This window comes from Variimorphobacter saccharofermentans (assembly GCF_014174405.1).
Classification (GTDB): Bacteria; Bacillota; Clostridia; order Lachnospirales; family Lachnospiraceae; genus Mobilitalea; species Mobilitalea saccharofermentans.
Genome location: NZ_JACEGA010000001.1, coordinates 2419042 through 2440306, shown reverse-complemented (window position 1 = coordinate 2440306; position 21265 = coordinate 2419042). Strand labels below are relative to the sequence as shown.

19 protein-coding genes are annotated in these 21265 nt (G+C 40.0%); 14 read left to right on the top strand and 5 right to left on the bottom strand.

Annotated features, from left to right (window positions below):
• Positions 1–18: 18 nt before the first annotated feature.
• Complete coding sequence (locus tag H0486_RS10725) at positions 19–306, top strand: YkgJ family cysteine cluster protein (RefSeq protein WP_228352994.1); 288 nt, start codon at positions 19–21, stop codon at positions 304–306.
• A gap of 143 nt (positions 307–449) precedes the next feature.
• Here the strand turns inward: H0486_RS10725 and H0486_RS10720 are convergent, their stop codons facing one another.
• Together H0486_RS10720 and H0486_RS10715 are read right to left on the bottom strand one after the other, a co-directional pair.
• The gene (locus tag H0486_RS10720; protein ID WP_228352993.1) at positions 450–1607 is read right to left on the bottom strand and encodes an HDOD domain-containing protein; all 1158 of its coding nucleotides are present in this window, start codon (positions 1605–1607) and stop codon (positions 450–452) included.
• A 135-nt stretch (positions 1608–1742) separates the two neighbouring features.
• Positions 1743–3032, bottom strand: a complete 1290-nt coding sequence (locus tag H0486_RS10715) for a sensor histidine kinase (RefSeq protein WP_228352992.1) — start codon at positions 3030–3032, stop codon at positions 1743–1745.
• Between the two features lie 245 nt (positions 3033–3277).
• On the opposite strand from H0486_RS10715, the gene H0486_RS10710 reads away from it, so the two are divergent.
• The 13 genes from H0486_RS10710 (at position 3278) to H0486_RS10650 (ending at position 19125) form a co-directional block, all read left to right on the top strand.
• On the top strand, positions 3278–3556 hold the full coding sequence (locus tag H0486_RS10710; RefSeq protein WP_228352991.1) for an ArsR/SmtB family transcription factor: 279 nt from the start codon (positions 3278–3280) through the stop codon (positions 3554–3556).
• A 60-nt stretch (positions 3557–3616) separates the two neighbouring features.
• A complete protein-coding gene (locus tag H0486_RS10705; RefSeq protein WP_228352990.1) occupies positions 3617–6097 on the top strand; it encodes a DsrE/DsrF/DrsH-like family protein in 2481 nt (826 codons plus the stop codon).
• Positions 6098–6263: 166 nt separating this feature from the next.
• Positions 6264–7391, top strand: a complete 1128-nt coding sequence (locus H0486_RS10700; protein WP_228352989.1) for a coiled-coil domain-containing protein — start codon at positions 6264–6266, stop codon at positions 7389–7391.
• A gap of 66 nt (positions 7392–7457) precedes the next feature.
• Complete coding sequence (locus H0486_RS10695; RefSeq protein ID WP_228352988.1) at positions 7458–8150, top strand: cell division ATP-binding protein FtsE; 693 nt, start codon at positions 7458–7460, stop codon at positions 8148–8150.
• The gene (locus H0486_RS10690) at positions 8131–9027 is read left to right on the top strand and encodes a cell division protein FtsX (protein WP_228352987.1); all 897 of its coding nucleotides are present in this window, start codon (positions 8131–8133) and stop codon (positions 9025–9027) included. Before H0486_RS10695 ends, H0486_RS10690 begins: the two co-directional genes overlap by 20 nt.
• Positions 9028–9046: 19 nt before the next feature.
• The gene (locus H0486_RS10685; RefSeq protein ID WP_228352986.1) at positions 9047–10060 is read left to right on the top strand and encodes a threonine aldolase family protein; all 1014 of its coding nucleotides are present in this window, start codon (positions 9047–9049) and stop codon (positions 10058–10060) included.
• A 36-nt stretch (positions 10061–10096) separates the two neighbouring features.
• A complete protein-coding gene (locus H0486_RS10680; RefSeq protein ID WP_228352985.1) occupies positions 10097–11287 on the top strand; it encodes an aldo/keto reductase in 1191 nt (396 codons plus the stop codon).
• A 289-nt stretch (positions 11288–11576) separates the two neighbouring features.
• Positions 11577–12197: a DNA-3-methyladenine glycosylase family protein gene (locus H0486_RS10675; protein ID WP_228352984.1), complete on the top strand. Its 621-nt coding sequence runs from the start codon at positions 11577–11579 to the stop codon at positions 12195–12197.
• Between the two features lie 200 nt (positions 12198–12397).
• The gene (locus tag H0486_RS10670; RefSeq protein ID WP_334298905.1) at positions 12398–13285 is read left to right on the top strand and encodes a radical SAM protein; all 888 of its coding nucleotides are present in this window, start codon (positions 12398–12400) and stop codon (positions 13283–13285) included.
• Between the two features lie 5 nt (positions 13286–13290).
• Complete coding sequence (rlmD, locus tag H0486_RS10665) at positions 13291–14778, top strand: 23S rRNA (uracil(1939)-C(5))-methyltransferase RlmD (RefSeq protein ID WP_228352983.1); 1488 nt, start codon at positions 13291–13293, stop codon at positions 14776–14778.
• A gap of 478 nt (positions 14779–15256) precedes the next feature.
• Complete coding sequence (gene ltrA / locus H0486_RS10660) at positions 15257–16555, top strand: group II intron reverse transcriptase/maturase (protein WP_128706591.1); 1299 nt, start codon at positions 15257–15259, stop codon at positions 16553–16555.
• A gap of 537 nt (positions 16556–17092) precedes the next feature.
• Positions 17093–17668, top strand: coding sequence for an RNA polymerase sigma factor (locus tag H0486_RS10655; protein WP_091686760.1), 576 nt, complete (start codon positions 17093–17095; stop codon positions 17666–17668).
• Positions 17665–19125 (top strand): hypothetical protein, encoded by a 1461-nt coding sequence (locus H0486_RS10650; protein ID WP_228352982.1) that lies wholly within the window; start codon positions 17665–17667, stop codon positions 19123–19125. Before H0486_RS10655 ends, H0486_RS10650 begins: the two co-directional genes overlap by 4 nt.
• A 115-nt stretch (positions 19126–19240) precedes the next feature.
• Here the strand turns inward: H0486_RS10650 and H0486_RS10645 are convergent, their stop codons facing one another.
• Genes H0486_RS10645 through H0486_RS10635 form a run of 3 tightly spaced genes read right to left on the bottom strand, consistent with a single transcriptional unit; the run spans position 19241 to position 21184 of the window.
• A complete protein-coding gene (locus tag H0486_RS10645) occupies positions 19241–19915 on the bottom strand; it encodes a zinc ribbon domain-containing protein (RefSeq protein WP_228352981.1) in 675 nt (224 codons plus the stop codon).
• A gap of 52 nt (positions 19916–19967) precedes the next feature.
• Positions 19968–20900 carry an IS3 family transposase gene (locus H0486_RS10640; RefSeq protein ID WP_074365492.1) on the bottom strand — a complete coding sequence of 311 codons (933 nt, stop codon included), beginning with the start codon at positions 20898–20900 and terminating at the stop codon, positions 19968–19970.
• Complete coding sequence (locus H0486_RS10635; RefSeq protein WP_178377794.1) at positions 20897–21184, bottom strand: transposase; 288 nt, start codon at positions 21182–21184, stop codon at positions 20897–20899. Before H0486_RS10635 ends, H0486_RS10640 begins: the two co-directional genes overlap by 4 nt.
• Positions 21185–21265 lie beyond the last annotated feature (81 nt).

The following is a 21265-nucleotide window of genomic DNA, read 5'->3' as shown; positions in this document are numbered from 1 at the left end:
TCATTAGGAGGAATAACGATGCATGAGAATCATGAAAAAGAATTCCAATGTAGGCTGGGTTGTGGTGCCTGTTGTATTGCTCCCTCCATATCCTCCTATATTCCCGGTATGCCAAACGGAAAGCCAGCCGGAGTACGATGCATCCAACTGACAGAGGATAATCTTTGTAAATTATTTGGCAAAAAGGAAAGACCTCTCGTATGCAGTAGTCTGAAGCCATCAGTGGAAATGTGTGGAGTTTCAAATAATGAAGCAATGAAATACCTGCAGGAGTTAGAAGAAGCAACAACGGCAGAACGTATCTAAACAACATTAGGCTGTTCGATAGCATAAGTATAGGAGATTGCAAGCGATCTAACCAATATTATGCTATACGAAACAGCCTAATTATTATACTTAAAACATTTCTCTTCAACGAAAGACTCGCTATACCTGATCAGATATGAATGTTACTTTAAATATCTTGCTAAACGAGTCTCAAACTCTTCTTTGGAGAGATCCAGCTTATCAAATACTTCCGATATATTTGACTCTATCTCGGTTCCTGCAAGAGTCTTCCATGCAAAGCTCTGGGCAATATAGACACAGGACACCAGCTCGAAATTAACGATATAGGGATCCAAGGGTCTATGATGATATAATGCTACCTCATACATGGGGAAGGGAATATCCCATTGATCCAGTAAGTGAGCACCGATTTCCTGATGCTTGCCTTGATACTGTTTTTGATCGAACTCGAAATATACCTCCGACTGGGTATCCTGGGAAAGAGATCCCTTTTTCTGAAGGTTCTTCGCTATCATTATTAATCCAATGTTATGCATCAAACCGGCAAATAGAGCAGATTCCGGTGGTTGCTTATGCAGAAAGGTTTCATATAGAAACAGGAATATACGGTTGGTGAGGTAAGAGTGCTGTAATAGCATATGGGAATCGAAAGTATCGGTTTCCTTGCATTTCATAGCATTTACTACACAGGCCCAATGTACAAAGCATTTCATATTATGCAATCCGATGTATTTGACAGATTGTTTTACTGTATTCGGCATTACACCATAGATTGAGGATTTAGCGACCTGGATCAGTAATGCAGAAAGGTCGGCATTCTGCTCCAATTCATCAATTACTGCATTGACATCCTCTTTTTCTATGGTGGAGAGAAGCTGCTTACAATAATCCGGTATGGTAGCGCTGCATTCCATATCATCAATGGATTTTATCAGTTCATCGGAATGTAATATGGTATCCACAGAAAACAGCTTATTTATACTTTGAAGAAATTCTTCATTATTCCAAGGTTTAAATATATATAACTTAGCAACATTATGCAGAACGGCTTGAAACATAGCCTTTTCCTCTGCATAACCGCTTAGTATAATGCGTATAATCTTAGGATACTTTTCCTTAACCACTTTAAGGAGCTCAAAACCGTCCATAATTGGCATACGCATATCGGCAATTACCATATCTACTGGTGTGGACTCAATGATTGCCAATGCATCCTTACCGTTCTCTGAGGTAATAACCTCGTAATCGGTATCTGCCAGCATTCTTGTAATTGCCTTTAGAATCTGAAGTTCATCATCAACTACCAAAATCTTTTTCATACCCTCATCCTCGCTTTCATTCAATTATGTGCCTTTCATATAGTTTCTGCTAAAATCGACTGTCGTGTAACAAGCTGTATCATCGGGTGTAATGAATATCTTTAAGATATTCTAGCATTGTAATTAGTTGATTTCTTATGGAGTTATTATCGGTAATTTTATGAAGAATGTGGTTCCTTTATTCACTTCGCTTTCAACATCAATCGTGCCGTGATGCTTATTTACTATAATATCATAGGATATACTGAGGCCAAGACCGGTTCCTTTTCCGATTTCCTTTGTAGTAAAAAAAGGCTCAAATATTCGCAGGAGATGTTCAGATGGGATACCTGGACCATCATCCTTAATACGGATGAATACCTCCTGATCCACCTTACTTGCAGTTATTGTAATTGTACCCAGGTCATTCCGTTTTTGATCTCGAATCGCCTGAGAGGCATTGACAACCATATTTACAAATACCTGTCCAAGCTGAACAGGGTTACAATATATAATCAGATCGCTTGGCACATCGATCATAATATTAGCTACATATTTCACTTCATTCTGTGTAATCAGTACGGTCTGCTTTACTAGATCCAGCAGTGAGGTATGCGCTTTCTCACTATCCTTTGAAGATCTGGCAAAAACTCGCAGGGACTGAACAATGTCGGTTACGCGGTTAATACCGCTTTCCAAATCGCGAAAAATCTCTGCGGACTCCTCTAGAAGCTGGTCAACCTTCATCGTTTGTCGTTGATTGAGAATTCGTTTTCGAATACTGTCACAATCCGTATCTGTGTGTTGTTCCGTCGCTTGAAGCTGATCATTCAGAAAATCAATGTAACTACTAAACCGGTGAAAATAGTTCTTTAGTATTTCAAAATTACTACTTACGAATGCCATGGGATTATTTATTTCGTGAGCTATTCCGGCCGCTAATTGGCCAATAGCAGCCATTTTTTCAGACTGTACAAGACTAAACTTAGCTTCTGTCAATTCTGCATTCATTACCTTAAGATCTTCATTTTGCTTACGGGTTACTTCCAGTAATGACTTCAGATTATTGGAACTGTATTTTGCCTGGATAGCTACCTTTAGTCGGGCAGTAAACTCAATCTCATTAATCGGTTTATTAATGTAATCAAATGCTCCTAATTCAAAACACTTCTTATAGCTTTCAAGATCGTCTAAGTACGTTAGCATGATGATTGGCATATCATCGTATTTTTCATCTGCCCGAAGTTTCTCAAGCAATTCAAATCCGTTGATAACCGGCATCATGATATCAGAAATCAGAATGTCAATAGAATATTCATCCAGTATGGTGAGAACCTGCCTGGGATCATCGCATAGATAGATATTTGCTATATCAGGTATTTCCTCAAGATATCGTTTGGCAACAGCTAGGTTGAGATGACTATCATCGACGACCAATACCTTCATATTATCCTCCATTCCATCCATTGCCAATTACTTGTCCTATTTCTTCAATTATATCATTTGATTATTTTTATTTCAACTAAACTAAATTAATAATTTACATATTTTGTTATGCAGTAATTGCTGTTCAGACGGTGACATAGTCACACTACAGTCTGGTCGGTGAATTGACATCTATATTGATATATCGTAATATATGAATATAATAATATAATTATTAAATGATACATGAAAAAAGGAGTGATGATATGGATCAAAGGGCAGAACGATATGCTGAAACAGCAGAAATACTGAAGGTGCTAGCGCATCCGGTAAGGCTGTGTATTGTGAATGGATTGATAGAGAATGGAGAATGCAATGTTACTTATATGCAATCCTGTCTTGGAGCTCCACAATCCACCGTTTCACAGCATTTACAGAAGCTAAAAGCAGCTGGTATTGTCGAAGGAAGAAGAAGTGGACTGGAAATCTATTATTCTATTACGAATGAAAAAGTGATTTCCCTTATGAAGGCATTATTTCAATAATTATTGTTGTCAATTGGTTTGTTAATAAATAGAGATTGTATATTTTCAAAGGAGGAACTTATGAGCAAGAAGATTATAATCATAGGCGGTGTTGCCGGCGGAGCGTCCACTGCAGCCCGTTTACGTAGATTGGATGAAAAAGCAGAAATTATTATGTTCGAAAGAGATGAATTCATTTCCTTTGCTAACTGCGGTCTTCCCTATTATATTGGGGAGCGGATCAAAGAGAGGGACAGGTTATTTGTACAGACTCCAGAGGCTATGAAAGCCAGATTTCATATCGATGTCAGAATTCATAGCGAAGTAATTCATATCGATACGGATAAGAAAGTGGTAAGAGTAAATAGTAAGTTGAGAGGAATATATGAGGAAAGCTATGATTACCTTGTACTTTCTCCGGGTGCAAAGGCAATAAAACCGAATATTCCAGGAATTGAAAGCAGCAAAATCCTTACTTTACGAAATATACCGGATACGGACCGTATCAAATCGTATGTGGATCAGAAAGATGTGAAAAATGCAGTTGTCATTGGTGGCGGCTTTATCGGAGTGGAGATGGTTGAGAACTTAAGGGAAAGAGGTTTGAATGTAACATTGGTAGAGGCTGCTCCTCATATTCTGGCACCCTTTGATTCGGATATGGCAGTAATCCCGGAGAAGGAATTAATGGATAACGGTGTTCGTCTAATTCTCGGAGATGGTGTAAAAGCCTTCTCAGAAACCGGAGATCAGATCGAAATTACGCTTAATAGTGATACTAAGCTGAGAGCGGATATCGTCATTCTTGCAATTGGTGTGCTACCGGATACCACATTCTTAAAGGAAAGTGGGATTGAAGTTGGAGCTAGAGGACACATCATTGTAAACGAAAGGATGCAGACCAATAAGGAGGGTGTCTATGCGGTAGGTGATGCCGTTGAAGTGACGGATTATGTAACAAAGCTTAAGACAGCAATTCCATTAGCAGGTCCGGCAAATAAGCAGGGAAGAATTGCTGCGGATAACATTGCCGGAAGAAATAGTAGTTATAAAGGAACACAAGGAACCTCCATCCTAAAAGTGTTTGGTTTGACTGCAGCAAGTACAGGAGCCAATGAACGAACCCTTCTTAAGGCTGGAATCCCATATAAAACAATTACAATTCACCCGGTTTCACACGCCTCCTATTATCCGGGTGCAGTTCCGATCACATTGAAGCTTATTTTCCATGAGGATGGAAGAATTCTCGGAGCACAGGGAGTAGGATATGATGGAGTTGATAAGAGAATCGATGTTATTGCAACTGTGATACGATTAGGAGGTACAGTCGAAGATCTGACAGAACTAGAATTATCCTATGCACCTCCATTTTCATCAGCAAAGGATCCGGTTAATATGGCAGGATATGTGGCACAGAATGTATTAGAAGGCAGAAGCCATATTACGAGCTGGGATGAAGTAACTGCCATGAAGAAAGAGGATTATGTGCTGGTAGATGTTAGGAGCGAGCTGGAATATCAGAATGGTCATATGGAAGGAGCTATTAATATCCCTGTTGATGAACTAAGAGAACGCTTGTCAGAGCTGGAACAGGGTAAAACAATCGTTGAGTATTGTCAGGTTGGTTTACGAGGGTATATTGCAGATCGCATTCTGTCCCAGAATGGCTATCGTGTATATAATGTGACCGGTGGGTATAAAACAGCCACTACTCTTCAATTGCAACCTCAGGAAAAAAGTATCATGGACTGCGGTATGCCTGTGAGAAACTTTGTCGTGGAAGCGGATACGCAGAGGGTAGATAAAGAAATTAAACCGGATTTTGTATTTGATAAGGAGCTGGATGCTTGCGGCTTATGCTGTCCTGGACCATTGATGCAGGTGAAAGCAAAGCTCTCTGAATTACAGGAGGGTCAGGTGCTTAAGGTGGTCGCAACCGATCCTGGATTTTATGAGGATATTAAGGCTTGGTGTAAGAGAACCAGGAATGAACTGTTAGATCTGAGAAGGGCGGAGAAGAGCATCACTGCACTAATCAAAAAGAATACCCTACAGGGTATCGTTAGTCAGTGTTCAACAGATGATGAGCTTAGAGATAATAAGACTCTGGTTGTATTCAGCGGAGATCTGGATAAGGCGATTGCCTCCTTCATTATTGCCAATGGAGCAGCTTCTATGGGGAAAAAGGTAACTATGTTCTTTACTTTCTGGGGATTGAATATTCTTAGAAGGCCGGAAAAGATAAAGGTGAAAAAGGGCATTCTGGATACGATGTTTGGTAAAATGATGCCAAGAGGCAGTAAGAAACTTAAACTGTCTAAAATGAATATGATGGGGATGGGTGGACGAATGATCCGTAAGGTGATGAAGGATAAGAATATCTCATCTCTGGAAGAATTGATTCAGTCGGCTATAGATAATGGAATTGAGATTGTAGCATGTCAGATGTCAATGGATGTCATGGGACTTAAGAAGGAAGAATTAATCGACGGTGTAAAAATCGGAGGAGTTGGCTATTATCTGGGAGAAGCAGAAGATTCTAATGTAAATCTCTTTATTTAAGATGGGCTATTAATCAACCCCTTTTGCAAATAGCAGGAAATGAGAAACGAATAAATTGATAGTAAGTTATGGAAGATAATGATATAATTACATACATAAGAGTCAGTAATAACGGAGCCATGCAATTTATTCCTGGGGATTATTGTCGTATGGGAGATAACGGGTTATGAAGAGAAGAATATTACCAATAAAGAAAATATATCTATTTACTTTCATACTCCTCATAGTGTCTATTATACCAGCACAGGTATTCGGTGATGTGAAGCTGATTGAAGACATGGAGGAAACATTATCCGGAATCACCGAGGAGCAGAAGACTGTCTTGGAGGATTTATTTCGTCTGTCCCAGAAAATAGATATGATTGAGAGGGAGAAGAAAAAGATTAATAAAGATATTGCTGATCTTCAGCATCAAATTGATACCTTAGAGGAAGAGATTAATGAGAAGCAAAGAGCATATGATCTGGAACTCGATACATTGAAGAAGGTATTAGTATACTACCAAAGAGGTGGTCCGGCAACTTATCTGGAAATCCTATTGAGTGCGGATAGTTTAACGGAATTTCTAAAAAGTATTAATGTCATAAAGGACATATCAAAAAATGTGAATGAGCTTCTGAATTCCTTAGAGGAAAGCAAACGAATTCTTCTGGAAGAAAAGAAGTCTCTTGATGATAAAGTCCTGGAGTTAGAGGCCAAGAACGATGAACTGAAGGAGAATTTAAAAAGTCATCAACTGGTTCTTCAGAAACAAGAAAAGTATCTGCAATCGTTAAATGAGCAGAGGGAATATTATGAAGAGCAGCTTGGTAACCTGGAGGAGATGTGGGACAACAGTAAAAAGCTATTTGCTGATATTGTGGATGAGATAACGAGGATTATCAGCGAAGGGTATTTTACAATGGAGGATCTTAACATCAGTCTCGGATTTCAGGAAATGACAGGTTCAATTAAGGAAGATCGATTCAATGAGCTTCTACAGAAGGAAGCATTGCTTTCCCATACCAAGGTTCGTTTCGAGGAAAATCAGGTTATCATTGAGGTTCCGGAAAATCATCTGGTCCTAGTAGGTGATTTTATCTTGGAGGGAGAAAGCTCCGTGAGGTATGAGGTGGAAGAGGCTTTGTTTTATGATTTCCCTTTGGAGGAGTCATCCATTCAGGAGCTTTTCCAAAAGGGTCCTCTGATACTTGATTTTCATGAAATTGCAGAGGATATGAACTTTGACTTCACAGTAACAGATGTGGAAAGTACCATGGGACAATTGAATTTCTCGTTAGAAATTCAATGGTAATAGAGTGTCATTGAGTATGATATTGGTAAAAGTTATGGCGATAACGGCGCAGAAATGAGGAGAAAGATGATACAGTTAAATGGAGTATCCTTAGCATATCGAGATGGAACGAAAGCACTGAACGATGTGAATTTGCAAATCAAACCTGGAGAACTGGTGTATATTACAGGTCCCAGTGGATCAGGGAAGACCAGCTTGCTAAAGCTACTGATGGGTGTGGAAACACCTACAAGTGGTACCCTGGAGGTCTTCGGAGTGAACATCCGAAAAGGAAATGCAAGAAGGATTCGAAGGCTTCGTAAAGCCTATGGTCCGGTCTTTCAGGAATTCAAGCTCATTGATGGAAGAAGTGCCATAGAGAATGTAATGATGGGAATGCGATTTCTAGGTGTTTCACCGAAGAAAATGAGGGAGAGTGCTACAAATGCCTTGATTCGTGTTGGACTGGAGCACAAAATCAAAGCAAAGGTGGAGCATTTATCCTGGGGTGAGATTCAAAGAGTGGCAATTGCGCGTGCAGTTGCAAGAAAGCCAAGACTGATTATTGCAGACGAACCAACCGGTAATCTGGATCATGCCAATGCTTTGAAGATACTGGAGTTGCTTACCTCCTTTCGAGATAAGGATACAACAGTAATCATTACCTCACATGCTACACATTTGATAGAAGGACAAGCGGAGGCAACCTATATACGGGTGAATAACGGAAACATTACGGTGGAGCAAAGGGGAGAGCAAAATGAAAATACTGATCTATAATTTTGGCTATTTTTTATCGGAAGCCAAAAGGACAATCCGATTTAACTGGTTTTCCAACCTGATCTCCGTAATCGGAACCGGACTAATCTTATTTCTGTTTGGATTGGTTTTGACCGGCTGGGCAATGGGAGATAAAATAATATCATTGCTTCAGGATGAGGCGGAAATTAGTGTATACTTTGATGATAGTATGGATATCACCAAGGTGGACGAATTGATAAAAACGGTTAAGGGTATGGAAGGAGTTAAGGATGCTCACTACATAGATGAAACAAAAGCACGGACTCAGATGGAAGAAATGCTGGGTGAGGAAGCCGAAATTCTAACCTTGTTCGAGGAGAATCCCTTTGAGGCGTTTCTGGAGGTACGAATCGATCTGGAACGGATGGATCAGGTAATTATTGATGTAAAGAGCCTGGAGGGAATAGAGTATGTCCGAGATAATCGAGCGGTATTGGAACAGTTGAAGGGAATTATGGACGGACTAAAGCTCATCGGGTCGCTGGTGATTATGGCAGTAGCAATCACCACGTTCATCATGATATCCCACATGATTCGTCAGGGAATTTACCAAAATAGAGAGCAAATCAATACTCTACGTCTGCTTGGCGCACCGGATAGCTTTATCGGTTTCCCTTTTATTCTAACGGGTACTTTGCTGACGGCGATTGGTGGAAGCTGTGCGTTATTTGCTTTGATATTCATACTAAATACAGGATATTATAAGATTAAGGATATGATACCATTTCTTCCCCTTCCGGGCATTCGTCCATTAAAAGATACGTTGATCTGGACTATCACAACTGTTAGTCTGGGACTCGGGCTTAGTGGAAGCTTATTCGGATTATTATCCATAAGAGAAAGAAACAACAATTAAGAAAGCAGGGAACTACAACATGATCAGCTTTATGAACGACTACAGTGAGTGCGCACATCCAAGAATTATGAAGATGTTAATGGAAGCAAATTGTGAGCAGAATGCAGGCTATGGAGAAGATATTCATAGTGAAAAAGCAAGAGAATATATTAAGGAGCATCTTCAGAATAAGGATGTAGATATACATTTTATCCCAGGAGGGACTCAGACCAATCTCCTGGTGATTTCTTCTTTCTTACGTCCGCATCAGTGTGTGATAGCAGCGGCTACTGGTCATATCAATGTTCATGAAACAGGAGCGATTGAAGCTACTGGCCATAAGGTGATTGGAATTCCTGTGAAGGACGGTAAGCTAACCCCGGATGCAGTCCGGCAGGCATTAGATTATCATACGGATGAGCATATGGTTCAACCTAAGATGGTATATATCTCTGACACTACAGAGGTGGGTACGGTTTATACGAAAGCTGAGTTGAATGCTCTTCATGATATATGTAGAAAGAATGAATTGCTTCTATATATGGACGGTGCACGTCTCGCTTCGGCCCTGACCTCCAGGGAAAATGACATGGAACTAAATGATATCGCTGAACTTACCGACGTATTTTATATCGGAGGAACGAAAAACGGAGCACTTCTTGGAGAGGCACTGGTAATATGCAATCAGGATCTGAAGGAGGATTTCCGATATCTGATGAAACAGCGCGGTGCGATGATGGCAAAAGGGTTTGTGATCGGAATGCAATTTGAAGCACTATTTCAGGATCGACTCTTCTATGAATTAGGACAATATGCAAACCAAAGGGCTGAGAAAATAGCGGATACTCTCATTACGAAAGGCTATTCCTTCTATATGCCACCTTGTTCCAATCAATTGTTCCCGATTCTGTCAAAGGAGAAAATAACTCAGCTATCAGAGAAATATCAATTTATAGTAATGGATGAGATTGATGAAGATCACAACGTGATCCGACTGGTTACTTCGTGGGCAACCACGAAGGAAAGTGTGGAGGAGCTATGCCGCGATTTGTAATCAAACTCACGGGTAATACAAGACTGGAGGGGGACTATGTTAACCAGAAGAAATGAGAAAAACGGAGATTCATTATCGATATTGGGATTTGGATGTATGCGTTTTCCGATGAAGGGTTCATCGATCGATGAAGAGAGATCCATTGCGATGATACGGGATTCAATCGATAAGGGTGTTAATTATTTTGATACAGCGTATTTCTATCATAATGGAAAAAGTGAATCCTTACTGGGAGAAGCTTTGTCAGGCGGATATCGGGAGAAAGTTAAGATTGCAACAAAGCTTCCACCCTTCATGGTAAGTAAGCTGGAGGGAGCAAAGAAAATCTTTGGAACACAGCTTAGAAAACTGCAGACGGATTATATTGATTATTATCTGCTTCATATGCTGCCTGATAAGACAACCTTTGATCGGATGGTCTCGATTGGAGTGATCAGTTGGTTGGAGGAATTGAAAAGAAATGGAATTATAAAGAATCTTGGCTTTTCCTTTCATGGTGGTAAAGCGGATTTTGTTGAGTTGATAGAAGCATATCCCTGGGACTTCTGCCAGATACAATATAATTACCTGGATGAGAATAAGCAGGCAACGAAGTCCGGACTTCAGTTGGCGCATTCACTGGGAATTCCGGTAATTGTTATGGAACCGTTGCGGGGAGGAAAGCTGGTAACGAACCTGCCTGACGAGGTTCTGGCAGAATTTCGTAAATATGATAATAAACGTACACCGGCAGAATGGGCATTACGCTGGATATGGAATCACCCTGAGGTAAATGTAATTCTATCCGGTATGAGTGATGAGGAACAGCTGGCAGAGAATATTCGTATAGCGAGTGATGCTGAGGCCAATTCTTTATCCGATGAAGAACTTCAGGTGTTTGAACGTGTGAAAACCATCATGCAGGAACGTACTAAGATTCCATGTACTGCATGTGGCTATTGTATGCCCTGTCCGTCCGGAGTGAATATTCCGGGGTGTTTTGCAGCTTATAATAATAAATATCTGCTTAAGGATAAGAACAGCCGTTTTAAATATATGCAAACCCTTGGAGTCGTTTCAAAAAAGCCTGCATTTGCCTCGCTTTGTACCGAATGTGGAAAATGTGAGAAGCATTGTCCGCAGAAAATTGAGATTCGGAAGGAGCTTAAGACGGTGAAAAAGGAGATGGAAGGGGTATTCTATAAATTAGCAGTGAACATTACACGTAAATTCATTAAGATAAAATAACGGAGTCCATTAAAAGAAATAATGGAGTTCATTAAGATAAAATAATGTAGTCCATTAAATGAAGTAATGGAGTTCATTAAGATAAAATAATGGAACTCATAGTGATATAGTAACGGATTTATTAAGTATGATAACGGAGCGTTCTTTCTTTTGTTGGACGCGTGATAATATGCTATCTCATGAAAACACATCGGTAGATAATGCACTTATTCTTTGCATAACCGATGTGTATTTTTTATGCCGTTTATTCGAAGAATATGGATAAGATTTTAAAATGAGGTAAATAAAGATGGCAAGGGTTCCTACAAAAATATTTGAATATGGTGAGAAAGAAATGAATTATCTAAGAAGTGTAGATCGCAAACTAGGAGAAGCCATAGATCGGATTGGAAAGATTGATCGTGTCATAATACCGGAACTGTTTCCTGCCTTGATCTATGCGATCATCGGACAGCAAATTTCGTTAAAAGCAGCTAAGACGATCTGGGCAAGAATGCAGGAACGTTTTATGGAGATAACGCCGTCCTATATTAACGAAATACCTACGGAGGAAATTCAGCGATGCGGTATGCAGTCGAAGAAAGCAGAATATATCAAGTCAACAGCAAGAGTCATCGCAAATGGTGAATTTGATCTGGAGATCCTGTACCATTTGCCGGATGAAGAGGTTATAAAACGATTATCCTCATTGGATGGAATCGGAGTATGGACAGCGGAACAGCTGCTATTAAACTCAATGGAGCGTCCCGATATTATGAGTTATGGTGATATCGCGATCCGGCGAGGACTGATGATGCTTCATGAACTTGAGGAGCTTACAAAAGAGCAGTTTATGGAGTATAGGCAAAGATATTCACCCTATGGTTCCGTAGCCTCCATTTATATATGGAGGGTTTCTTACGGTGAGTAATCGTATATCTATTAAGAAATAGCTTAATATCATATGTCACTTAGCAATTGTATTTTAAAAATAATTAGAGTACAATGTAGAAAGCTTAATATAGTGAGTAATGAATGATTAAGAGAATGATTAAGAGAATTATTAAGGGAATTATTAAGGGAATTATTAAGGGAATTATTAAGGGAATTATTATGGATATAGATTTATTAATGAAGGAATGTACTCTTTGCCCCAGAGAGTGTGGTGTAGATCGAAGTCAGGGACAAGTCGGAGTATGCAGATCAACGGATGAAATGATGGTAGCCCGGGCAGCTCTACACTTCTGGGAAGAACCCTGTATATCTGGAGAGGAAGGCTCTGGTACCGTATTCTTTTCCGGCTGTTCCTTAGGATGTGTATATTGTCAAAACCATAATATAGCAAAAGGCTTAGCGGGCAGGAAGATTACTATAGAGCGGATGTCAGATATATTTATTGAGCTTCAGGAGAAAGGGGCCAATAACATTAATCTCGTAACTCCCAGCCATTATGTGCCACAGATTATCCAGGCAATTGATATGGCAAAGCGAAAAGGTCTTGACCTTCCTATCGTATATAATACCAGCGGGTATGAAAGAGTTGAAACGATAAGACTTCTTCAAGGTTATGTGGATATCTACCTTCCAGACTTAAAGTATCAGTCAGGACAGATTAGTAAGAAGTATTCCAATGCGGAGAATTATTTTTCATATGCTTCAGAAGCAATAGGTGAAATGGTTCGTCAAGTGGGGACTCCGATATTTAACGAACGGGGTATTATGACGAAGGGAGTAATCGTCAGACATCTTACCCTGCCAGGCTATTTACAGGATTCCAAGAACTTAGTGAAGTACTTATATCAAACCTATAGGCATAAAATATACATTAGTATTATGAACCAGTATACACCAATGTCAGGACTGGAGCAGTATCCGGAACTTAATCGCAGGATTGAAGAAGCTGAGTATGAGGAACTAGTGGATTATGCGATTGAGCTCGGGGTGGAACAAGGATTTATCCAAGAGGGAGAGACAGCTTCGGAAAGCTTTATACCGGAATTTAACGGAGAAGGAGTATAATCACTATGAGTGAGAGCAACAAAGGAGATAAGAAAAGAAGTAATAAACATAATAGTACAAGCCGTAATGGTAGTAAGGATATTAATACTAGAAAGTATAATTCAAGAAATAATAAGGCAAGCAGCGATAATACAAGTAGTAATATGACAGGTAGCAATATTATAATCAGCAGTAAGACTAGTAGCAATAGGGCAAGCAACAATAGTACAAGTATCAATAGTACAAGTATCAATAAGGCAAGTAGTAATAATACAAGTAGTAATAAGACATTTAGTAAGAACATAGGTAGTAAGAAAAACAACGGAAATATTGGAAGAATAAATATAAATGATAATAAATCCGTATGTCCGTATTTACGGGAATGTGGTGGTTGCAATATACTTCAACAAAGTTATGACATTCATTTGCAGGAGAAGCAAAAAACAGTGGAGAAACTGATTGCAAAATATTGCAAAGTGGAACCAATCATCGGAATGGAAGAGCCTCAATATTATCGCAATAAGGTTCATGTAGTATTTGACCATGATAAAAAAGGAAATCCGATATCCGGTGTGTATGAAGAAGGAACACATCGTGTCATTCCCATTGAGCGTTGCTTAATCCATAACAAAAAAGCGGATGAAATCATTAATACGATAAGGGGAATGTTAAAGTCCTTTAAAATTAGAACATATGATGAAGACACCGGATTTGGCCTATTGCGACATGTGTTAATACGTACAGGTTTTCGAAGTGGTGAGATCATGGTTGTATTGGTGCTGTCTTCGCCCATATTACCATCAAAGAATAACTTTGTAAAAGCACTACGTAAAGAACATCCAGAGATTACAACCATTGTTATCAATGTAAATGATAAGAAAACCAGTATGGTTCTTGGAGAGAAGGAACATGTAATCTTTGGGAAGGGATATATTGAGGACAGCCTATGTGAAAAGGTATTTCGAATATCTCCAAAATCCTTTTATCAGATAAATCCTTTACAGACAGAAGTTCTTTACAAGAAAGCGATAGAACTAGCAGGACTCACAGGAAAAGAAACGGTAATTGATGCTTATTGTGGTATTGGAACAATTGGCTTGATTGCATCGGATCATGCCTCTAAGGTAATCGGAGTCGAGCTTAATAAGGATGCTGTCCGCGACGCAAAAATTAATGCAAAGCGAAATGAAACCCATAATATAGAATTTTATAATAACGATGCCAGTGCCTTCATGACTCAAATGGCAGGACTTAATGCAACAGCGGACGTAGTATTCATGGATCCTCCGAGAAGTGGAAGTACGGAGCAATTCATGGATGCTTTGGCAATGCTAAAACCTACGAAGGTGGTATACATTTCATGTAATCCGGTTACGTTGGAGAGAGATATGCAATATTTAGCGAAGAAGGGATATAAGGCAAATAAAGCAATTCCTGTAGATATGTTTCCTTGGACGGAACACATTGAGTGCGTGACATTGATGTGTGCGTCCAGCAAAGCTGGCAAATGCTAACAGGTGAAAGTCCTGTAGTGGTAAAGGTAGGGCAGCCACTTAGTCAGTAACCAGCGTATGGAGTAATTCATGCGTTGAAGCGTTACGGAATGCTTAATAAAGAGCAGACAAACTGACGGGTCGTAACATAAAGTGAATACTGCCGCACCGTTATTCACATTCCCGAAAGGGAACAACAGGGAGTCGAGCTGAGACATCAACAGCGAAGACAGCAGAAGGTATGAAGAACCCTAAATGCAATACCGAAGAACCCTGCGGTGTAGAGGTAACGACACGTTAGGAAAGTATTTGTCAGAACTGGAGAGAGCCTACTTTGCACAGGAAACTGTAAAGAGGACGCATATAAACGAAAGTGAAATTGCAGTCCTGCAAAGAGGCAGTCAGAAGTGCCCATAGTACCAGAGATTATGCAGACAACAAAACTGCATATAGGAAAGGGGCACAACTTTATTCAAGTCTGTAGAGGAGGTAGGTGCTGGTGATTGCTGATAAAGCTATTAACACCCATGAAAAAGTACGAAACATCCAGAACAGACTATACCTTACAGCCAAAGCTGACCGAAAGAGAAAGTACTATGCGATGTATGACAAGATATACCGCAAGGATATTTTGGAGGAAGCATGGAAACGGGTAAAAAGAAATGGTGGGGCAGGCGGTATCGATAAAGTCAGCATCATTGATGTGAAAGCGTACGGCGAAGAAAAACTGCTGGACGAAATAGCGGAGGAATTGCGAACAGAGAAATATCGGTGCAAGCCTGTCAGGCGAACCTATATTCCAAAAGCAGATGGCAGGAAAAGAGCATTAGGAATACCTACGATTAAGGACAGAATAGTACAGATGGCGGCAAAGATAGTTATTGAGCCGGTATTTGAAGCTGATTTTCAGCCTTGTTCATATGGATTCCGACCAAAGCGAAGTGCACTACAGGCAATGGATAGGATATTCGAAGTGGCTGATAAAGGCGGTGCTTTATGGGTAATTGATGCCGACATAAAAGATTATTTCGGCAGTATAAGCCATGATAAACTGCTTTTACTGGTAGAGCAGAGGATAACTGACCGCAAGGTGCTGAAGCTTATTAAAGGCTGGCTGAAAGCAGGAGTGCTTGAAGCCGGACAATATAGTGATAGTACACTTGGAGCACCACAGGGAGGAGTTATATCACCGCTTCTATCCAACATATATCTAAATTATTTTGATGTAGTCTGGAATAAAAGATTTAGGCACTTGGGCGAGCAGGTACGATACGCAGATGATTTTGTGATATTATGCAAACGGAAAGTACAGGCAGAAGAAGCCCTAAAAGCGGTGAAATGGATTATGGATAAGCTGGAACTAACGTTGCATGGCGAGAAAACGAAGCTTGTTGATATGTATTTCGGAAAAGACAGCTTCGATTTTCTTGGCTTCAACAATAGATTTCAGCGATTCAGAAACAAAAGCTGGAAGTGGTATTGGACATTACAGCAAGTTCCATCCCTAAAGGCTATGAAGAAAATGAGAGCCAACATCAAAGAGGTGTTTACGAATCCGAGCAAACTGCTGTTGAGCATGGAAGAAATGGTGAAACTGCTCAATCCTAAAATTATAGGCATGAGAAATTACTATGCCAGGCGTTTTACAAGACCATGGTTATGGAAGATAGAGAAGTACATCAATTTTAAATTTACTCGGTGGTACAATCGGAAGAAACAACGTAACTACAGGCTGGGAAATGCGTCAAAGGTTAGAGAACTAACCTTGCAGGCAGGACTAGCAAGTATTTGCGGCTGAATGCTGAAGGAAGAAGAATATCGGAAAGCCGTATGCGGGAAAACCGCACGTACGGTTTGATGAGGGGGCGGTGGCAATCCCACTGCTCTACTCTATCGAGGGTAAAAGAGTGAGTATGTGAGAAAGGCTTATATATCAAGGCTTTTAGCACATATGGGTGTAAAATCCATCAAACAAAAATGAGATTTTTTTGCTTCGCGGGAACAAGTCCATAAGAGCGGTTTTTGTTAGTCAAGTGGTCAGGTTAGATGTCATAGCCCCGCGAGTGGTCGGGTTAGATGTCAGGGGTCGTGAGTGGTCAGGTTAGATGTTTTTTCGGAAGTTTTTGAGGTTGTGTGGTCAGGTTGGATGCAGAGTTATCAACATGTTACATTATGGCAACAATGTAAATTATGGATATAAACCAAAAGGTGATATTATTATCATTTTGTAGTTAGCCAGGATTGGTTCATTCTGGCTGATTTATTTTACGAAAATCAAAAATTCATGCAATATTCAGTACATGTTTTACGACTATACTAGTGAAGGCCTTAAAACATGGGGAAGGAGAGTTATATGGATGACAAGCAGATTATAGAGCTTTTCTGGTCGAGATCTGAAAACGCATTGAATGAAACACGGCAGAAGTACAATCCCTATTTAAAAACTATTGCAATGAATGTACTTGGCAATAATGAAGATTGCGAAGAATGTCTTAACGATACATATCTTGCTGCGTGGAATCAAATCCCGCCGGATAGACCGACATCATTATCTGCATATCTTGGTCGAATTGTGCGTTGTATCTCTATTGATTATTTTCGTAAAAGCAGAGCACAGAAACGATATAGTGGATTGACAATGCTGCTCAGCGAACTCGAAGAATGTATGTCCGAAATACCCGACATGACGGTTGCATCGAGTGATAATGAGATTGGAGAAGCTTTGAATTGTTGGTTACGTAGCTTGGATACGGAGAAGCGTGTGTTGTTTGTGCGCAGATATTGGCATGGTCAACCGCTGAACACATTAGCAAAAGAATTCGGTATAAGTTATAGCAAATTGGCTTCAATGATGCTGAGGCTCAGGAACAATTTACATGATTACCTTGAAAAGGAGGGCATTTCTATATGAAGGGCGAAAAAATGTACTCGATAATATCAAATATTGATTCTGACATTGTTGAGGAAGCAACGAACTATAAACCTAAAAAAAGCACAAGCAGGTTTTTGCGCAGCAAGTGGGTAGCAGTTGCCGCCTGTCTTGTACTGCTTATTAGCACTGTTTCCGGGTTAACCATATATGCGGAGGCTAAAGAATACAAAGCAGCAATCTCTTTCTTTAATGAATACAGTTTAACCACAGAAGGGCTTTCAAGAGGAGAGATTAAGAGCATTTACCGCGATATAACCACAAACTCGTTTTCGTACGGAAAAACTGCTGAAGTTTTACAAAAGAGTGTCGGCGGATATGAGATTTTTCAAGATAATCCAACCCCAGAAGATTTGGAAAATCTTTGGAATTACCGTAACAGCAGCAAGAAACTTTTTAACCACAACCCCAATGCCAAAGGTGCTTTATATCAATTTGATTACGTATTGAAATATGACAATGAGCTTAAGTTTGACGTATATGATAAAGTCATTTTCACAAAATCTGTTGACGGGAAAGTAGCCTGGAGCGTTGACATTCCTAATATGGTGCATGAAGGATACCTCGAAAGTGATGATTTCGTCATAGTTTTCGGCTCAACGCCTTCGTGGTCATCGGCGAATACGACATATGGCCGTATAGCGATGATAAGCAAAGACGGAAAACTTATATGGGATAAAACAACTTCAAACGGTTTTAAAAGTGAATACGTTTCATCCGTTGTTTACAGCGAAAATTCTCTTGCGGTTTTCAGCCGTGGCGACTTGAAATATCTCTGTTTCACAAAACTTGATATGGACGGAAATTCCATAGGGTTCACAAAAACCGAAGTAGGAAATTATGGTATTCGAGCGACTGCAAAGCTTGGCGACGGTTTCCTCGTTCAGTTAAATCATTCAAATACCGGCGATTTGCTAATGAAGATTGCAGCAGACGGTACTGCAGAGGATTCGTTTACGTATACATCAGATAAAGATCTGTATTTTATTACCGACATGATAGAATACAATGGCAATATTTATCTCAGTGCTAACTCTGTTCCTAAACTCGATCCCGAACAAAGCAACGCAGGAGGCAGGTATGATATAGCACGTGTTCTAAACGAAATATACAATCGTACGGTCTTGGACATCCCGAACGCTGAACTGACAGAACTTATGCGAAACAATTTCACTGCCGCACTGCTTGTTTGCGATCCTGCAAGTGGAATTCCGCAAACATTCTATACTGTAAAAGGTTCATTCGGTGCAAAACTATCAATCAGTGAAGAAGGTAGTCTTTTGTGGAATGTCGAAAGCATAACCGATTCTTTCTTTTCACCCATGACAAATTCTTTCTCCATAGGAGGGGTAAGCTATGTATATAAGTATGCTTTTGATAGCAATGGCAAAATCATCAGTCAAGAAAAAACCGGAGAGATAGTCCAGTTCAGGAAATAAAAAAACACGATATGCTGCACAAACTTAGTTCAATATTTCCCGATAGCGTTTGATTTTCGAAACAAAACATGGCACCCTACGTTTATTCCGTAGAGTGCCTTGCTCGTTTTGGGGCTTACTCATTTACATCCACCATCAACCCAGACTTAAACTCTACAGTGAATTTGTCCTCATAGATGGTGACCTTTTCAATCAGCCGTCGGACAAGTTGCTCATCATATTCGGTGAGAGCGGTGGGTTGTTTCTTTAGGAATGTGCTCATATCAGCAATGCGCTTTTTAAGTTCATCACGGTTGGCATTTTCAACCTGCAGCTTTTGCTTCTGATCGCGCAGGCTGTGAATCTCATCGCCAACCTTTTCATAATCCGCATTGGAAGTGGCCAATTTTAGAAGTTCCGTTTGCAACTCCTCCAGCCGCTTATCGATATCCGCTAAGGGCTTGTCGCTTTCACGATTTATGACGGTGGCGATGTTATCCCGTAGAGTTGTGAGGAAAGAGTCTTTGTCGCAAAGCGTCTGATTAATGGCGGTGACTAGCACTTGCTCGATGGTGCTCTCCAGTACCGTGCGGGCATCGCAGAATAGGCCGGTGTTTTCTAACCGGCTGACACAGCGCCAGACGATGGACTTTTTACCTCTGTTGTTCCAATGTACCCTGCGAAAAACCTCACCGCATTTGCCGCAGATAATTATTTGAGCAAACACGTGGTTGCTGCTGAAAGTTCTGGTCTTTCCGTTTGGGCTTGTGTGCACAATACGGCGGCGGATAAGCTCTTCCTGCACCTGCATGAAAACTGGTACTATGTCAAGAAAAAGTACAAGTTAAACGTGAACTTTTCTATTAACATGCTTCATATCTTGCTTCCTTTCGTTCCATTTTATTCAGTTTATCCCAGTAACTGGATTCGTATTCATTAGGTGAAAGATATCCACAATGGCTGTGTATTCTAATTGTATTGTAAAAGGTATCAATATACTGGAATACCAGACGATATGCTTGGTTATAATCGTATATCTTAAATCGATTCAACCATTCTCTTTTTATTAATGCATGAAAGGCTTCTATGCACGCATTATCCCACGGATATGCCTTTTTAGAGTAACTTCGGCATATGCCTATTGTTGCTTTTATATATTCGGTGCTTACATACTGTATACCTCGATCACTATGTAAGATTAACGGGGCACTTACATTTCTCGCTTTTTTAGCCTTATTTACTGTCTCAATTACCCATCTGGCTTCCAGTGTATTGCTCAAGGTCCAAGCAATTATTTTTCGAGAATATAGATCCATGATACTAGTAAGATATACAAAGCCTTCATATGTCCAAATATATGTAATATCTGAACACCAAACAGCATCCGGTTTTTGGGGATTAAATTGCTCCTCTAGTATATTTTTTAACTCATTGCTGAAATCTGAATTTATTGTTGTCACTGTATAAGGTTTTACGTACTGCGCTTTTATTCCAAGCTCACGCATGTAATTACCTACGGTTTTTTCAGCAATAATTTCTCCTTCTTTCCTTAAACATTCGGTTATCTTTGGCGCACCATAATTTTGATGGGAGTCCTTATAGATATCGATAATCCGCTCTTTAATGATACGTTTTCTTTTCTCTCTTTTAGATGGAAGCCGTTTTTTCCAGCTCAGATATCCGCTTCTTGAAACGCCTAATATTTTCAGCACACCAGAGACATTCAGCCGGCGTTTTCCCTGCTCTAGAAGCTGCTCTTCTTTTATAGCAGCTTCCAGAAACAGAGCTTCGGTCATTTTCCCAGTATGCCGATTGCTTTTTTTAATATATCAAGTGCATCTTGAGTATCACGTAACTCTTTACGTAGTCTAGCTATTTCCTTAGCATCGTCGCTTTCGAAATTACCACGCCCTCTTGTAGGGATCGTGCCGTCATTAATTGTATAGGCTTTCCCCCAATTAGAAAGAGCACTTTTACTGATTCCTAAGTTCTTTGCGCACTTTCCGATGCCTAAATCCTGATGATCATTCCAGTATTTTACTGCATTGATTTTGAATTCCTCTGTGTACTGTATAGCCATGTTCATTCCTCCATTTATTCTATTATACTTCTATGTTAAGGAATTTCCATGTCTAACTTGTACCATTTATATTCTAGCACC

Excerpts from the sequence above, each read along its gene's own strand:
- H0486_RS10725 (WP_228352994.1), top strand. The coding sequence starts at position 19 with ATGCATGAGAATCATGAAAAAGAATTCCAATGTAGGCTGGGTTGTGGT.
- H0486_RS10720 (WP_228352993.1), bottom strand. The coding sequence starts at position 1,607 with ATGAAAAAGATTTTGGTAGTTGATGATGAACTTCAGATTCTAAAGGCA.
- H0486_RS10715 (WP_228352992.1), bottom strand. The coding sequence starts at position 3,032 with ATGAAGGTATTGGTCGTCGATGATAGTCATCTCAACCTAGCTGTTGCC.
- H0486_RS10710 (WP_228352991.1), top strand. The coding sequence starts at position 3,278 with ATGGATCAAAGGGCAGAACGATATGCTGAAACAGCAGAAATACTGAAG.
- H0486_RS10705 (WP_228352990.1), top strand. The coding sequence starts at position 3,617 with ATGAGCAAGAAGATTATAATCATAGGCGGTGTTGCCGGCGGAGCGTCC.
- H0486_RS10700 (WP_228352989.1), top strand. The coding sequence starts at position 6,264 with ATGAAGAGAAGAATATTACCAATAAAGAAAATATATCTATTTACTTTC.
- H0486_RS10695 (WP_228352988.1), top strand. The coding sequence starts at position 7,458 with ATGATACAGTTAAATGGAGTATCCTTAGCATATCGAGATGGAACGAAA.
- H0486_RS10690 (WP_228352987.1), top strand. The coding sequence starts at position 8,131 with ATGAAAATACTGATCTATAATTTTGGCTATTTTTTATCGGAAGCCAAA.
- H0486_RS10685 (WP_228352986.1), top strand. The coding sequence starts at position 9,047 with ATGATCAGCTTTATGAACGACTACAGTGAGTGCGCACATCCAAGAATT.
- H0486_RS10680 (WP_228352985.1), top strand. The coding sequence starts at position 10,097 with ATGTTAACCAGAAGAAATGAGAAAAACGGAGATTCATTATCGATATTG.
- H0486_RS10675 (WP_228352984.1), top strand. The coding sequence starts at position 11,577 with ATGGCAAGGGTTCCTACAAAAATATTTGAATATGGTGAGAAAGAAATG.
- H0486_RS10670 (WP_334298905.1), top strand. The coding sequence starts at position 12,398 with ATGAAGGAATGTACTCTTTGCCCCAGAGAGTGTGGTGTAGATCGAAGT.
- rlmD (WP_228352983.1), top strand. The coding sequence starts at position 13,291 with ATGAGTGAGAGCAACAAAGGAGATAAGAAAAGAAGTAATAAACATAAT.
- H0486_RS10655 (WP_091686760.1), top strand. The coding sequence starts at position 17,093 with ATGGGGAAGGAGAGTTATATGGATGACAAGCAGATTATAGAGCTTTTC.
- H0486_RS10650 (WP_228352982.1), top strand. The coding sequence starts at position 17,665 with ATGAAGGGCGAAAAAATGTACTCGATAATATCAAATATTGATTCTGAC.
- H0486_RS10645 (WP_228352981.1), bottom strand. The coding sequence starts at position 19,915 with ATGCAGGTGCAGGAAGAGCTTATCCGCCGCCGTATTGTGCACACAAGC.
- H0486_RS10640 (WP_074365492.1), bottom strand. The coding sequence starts at position 20,900 with ATGACCGAAGCTCTGTTTCTGGAAGCTGCTATAAAAGAAGAGCAGCTT.
- H0486_RS10635 (WP_178377794.1), bottom strand. The coding sequence starts at position 21,184 with ATGGCTATACAGTACACAGAGGAATTCAAAATCAATGCAGTAAAATAC.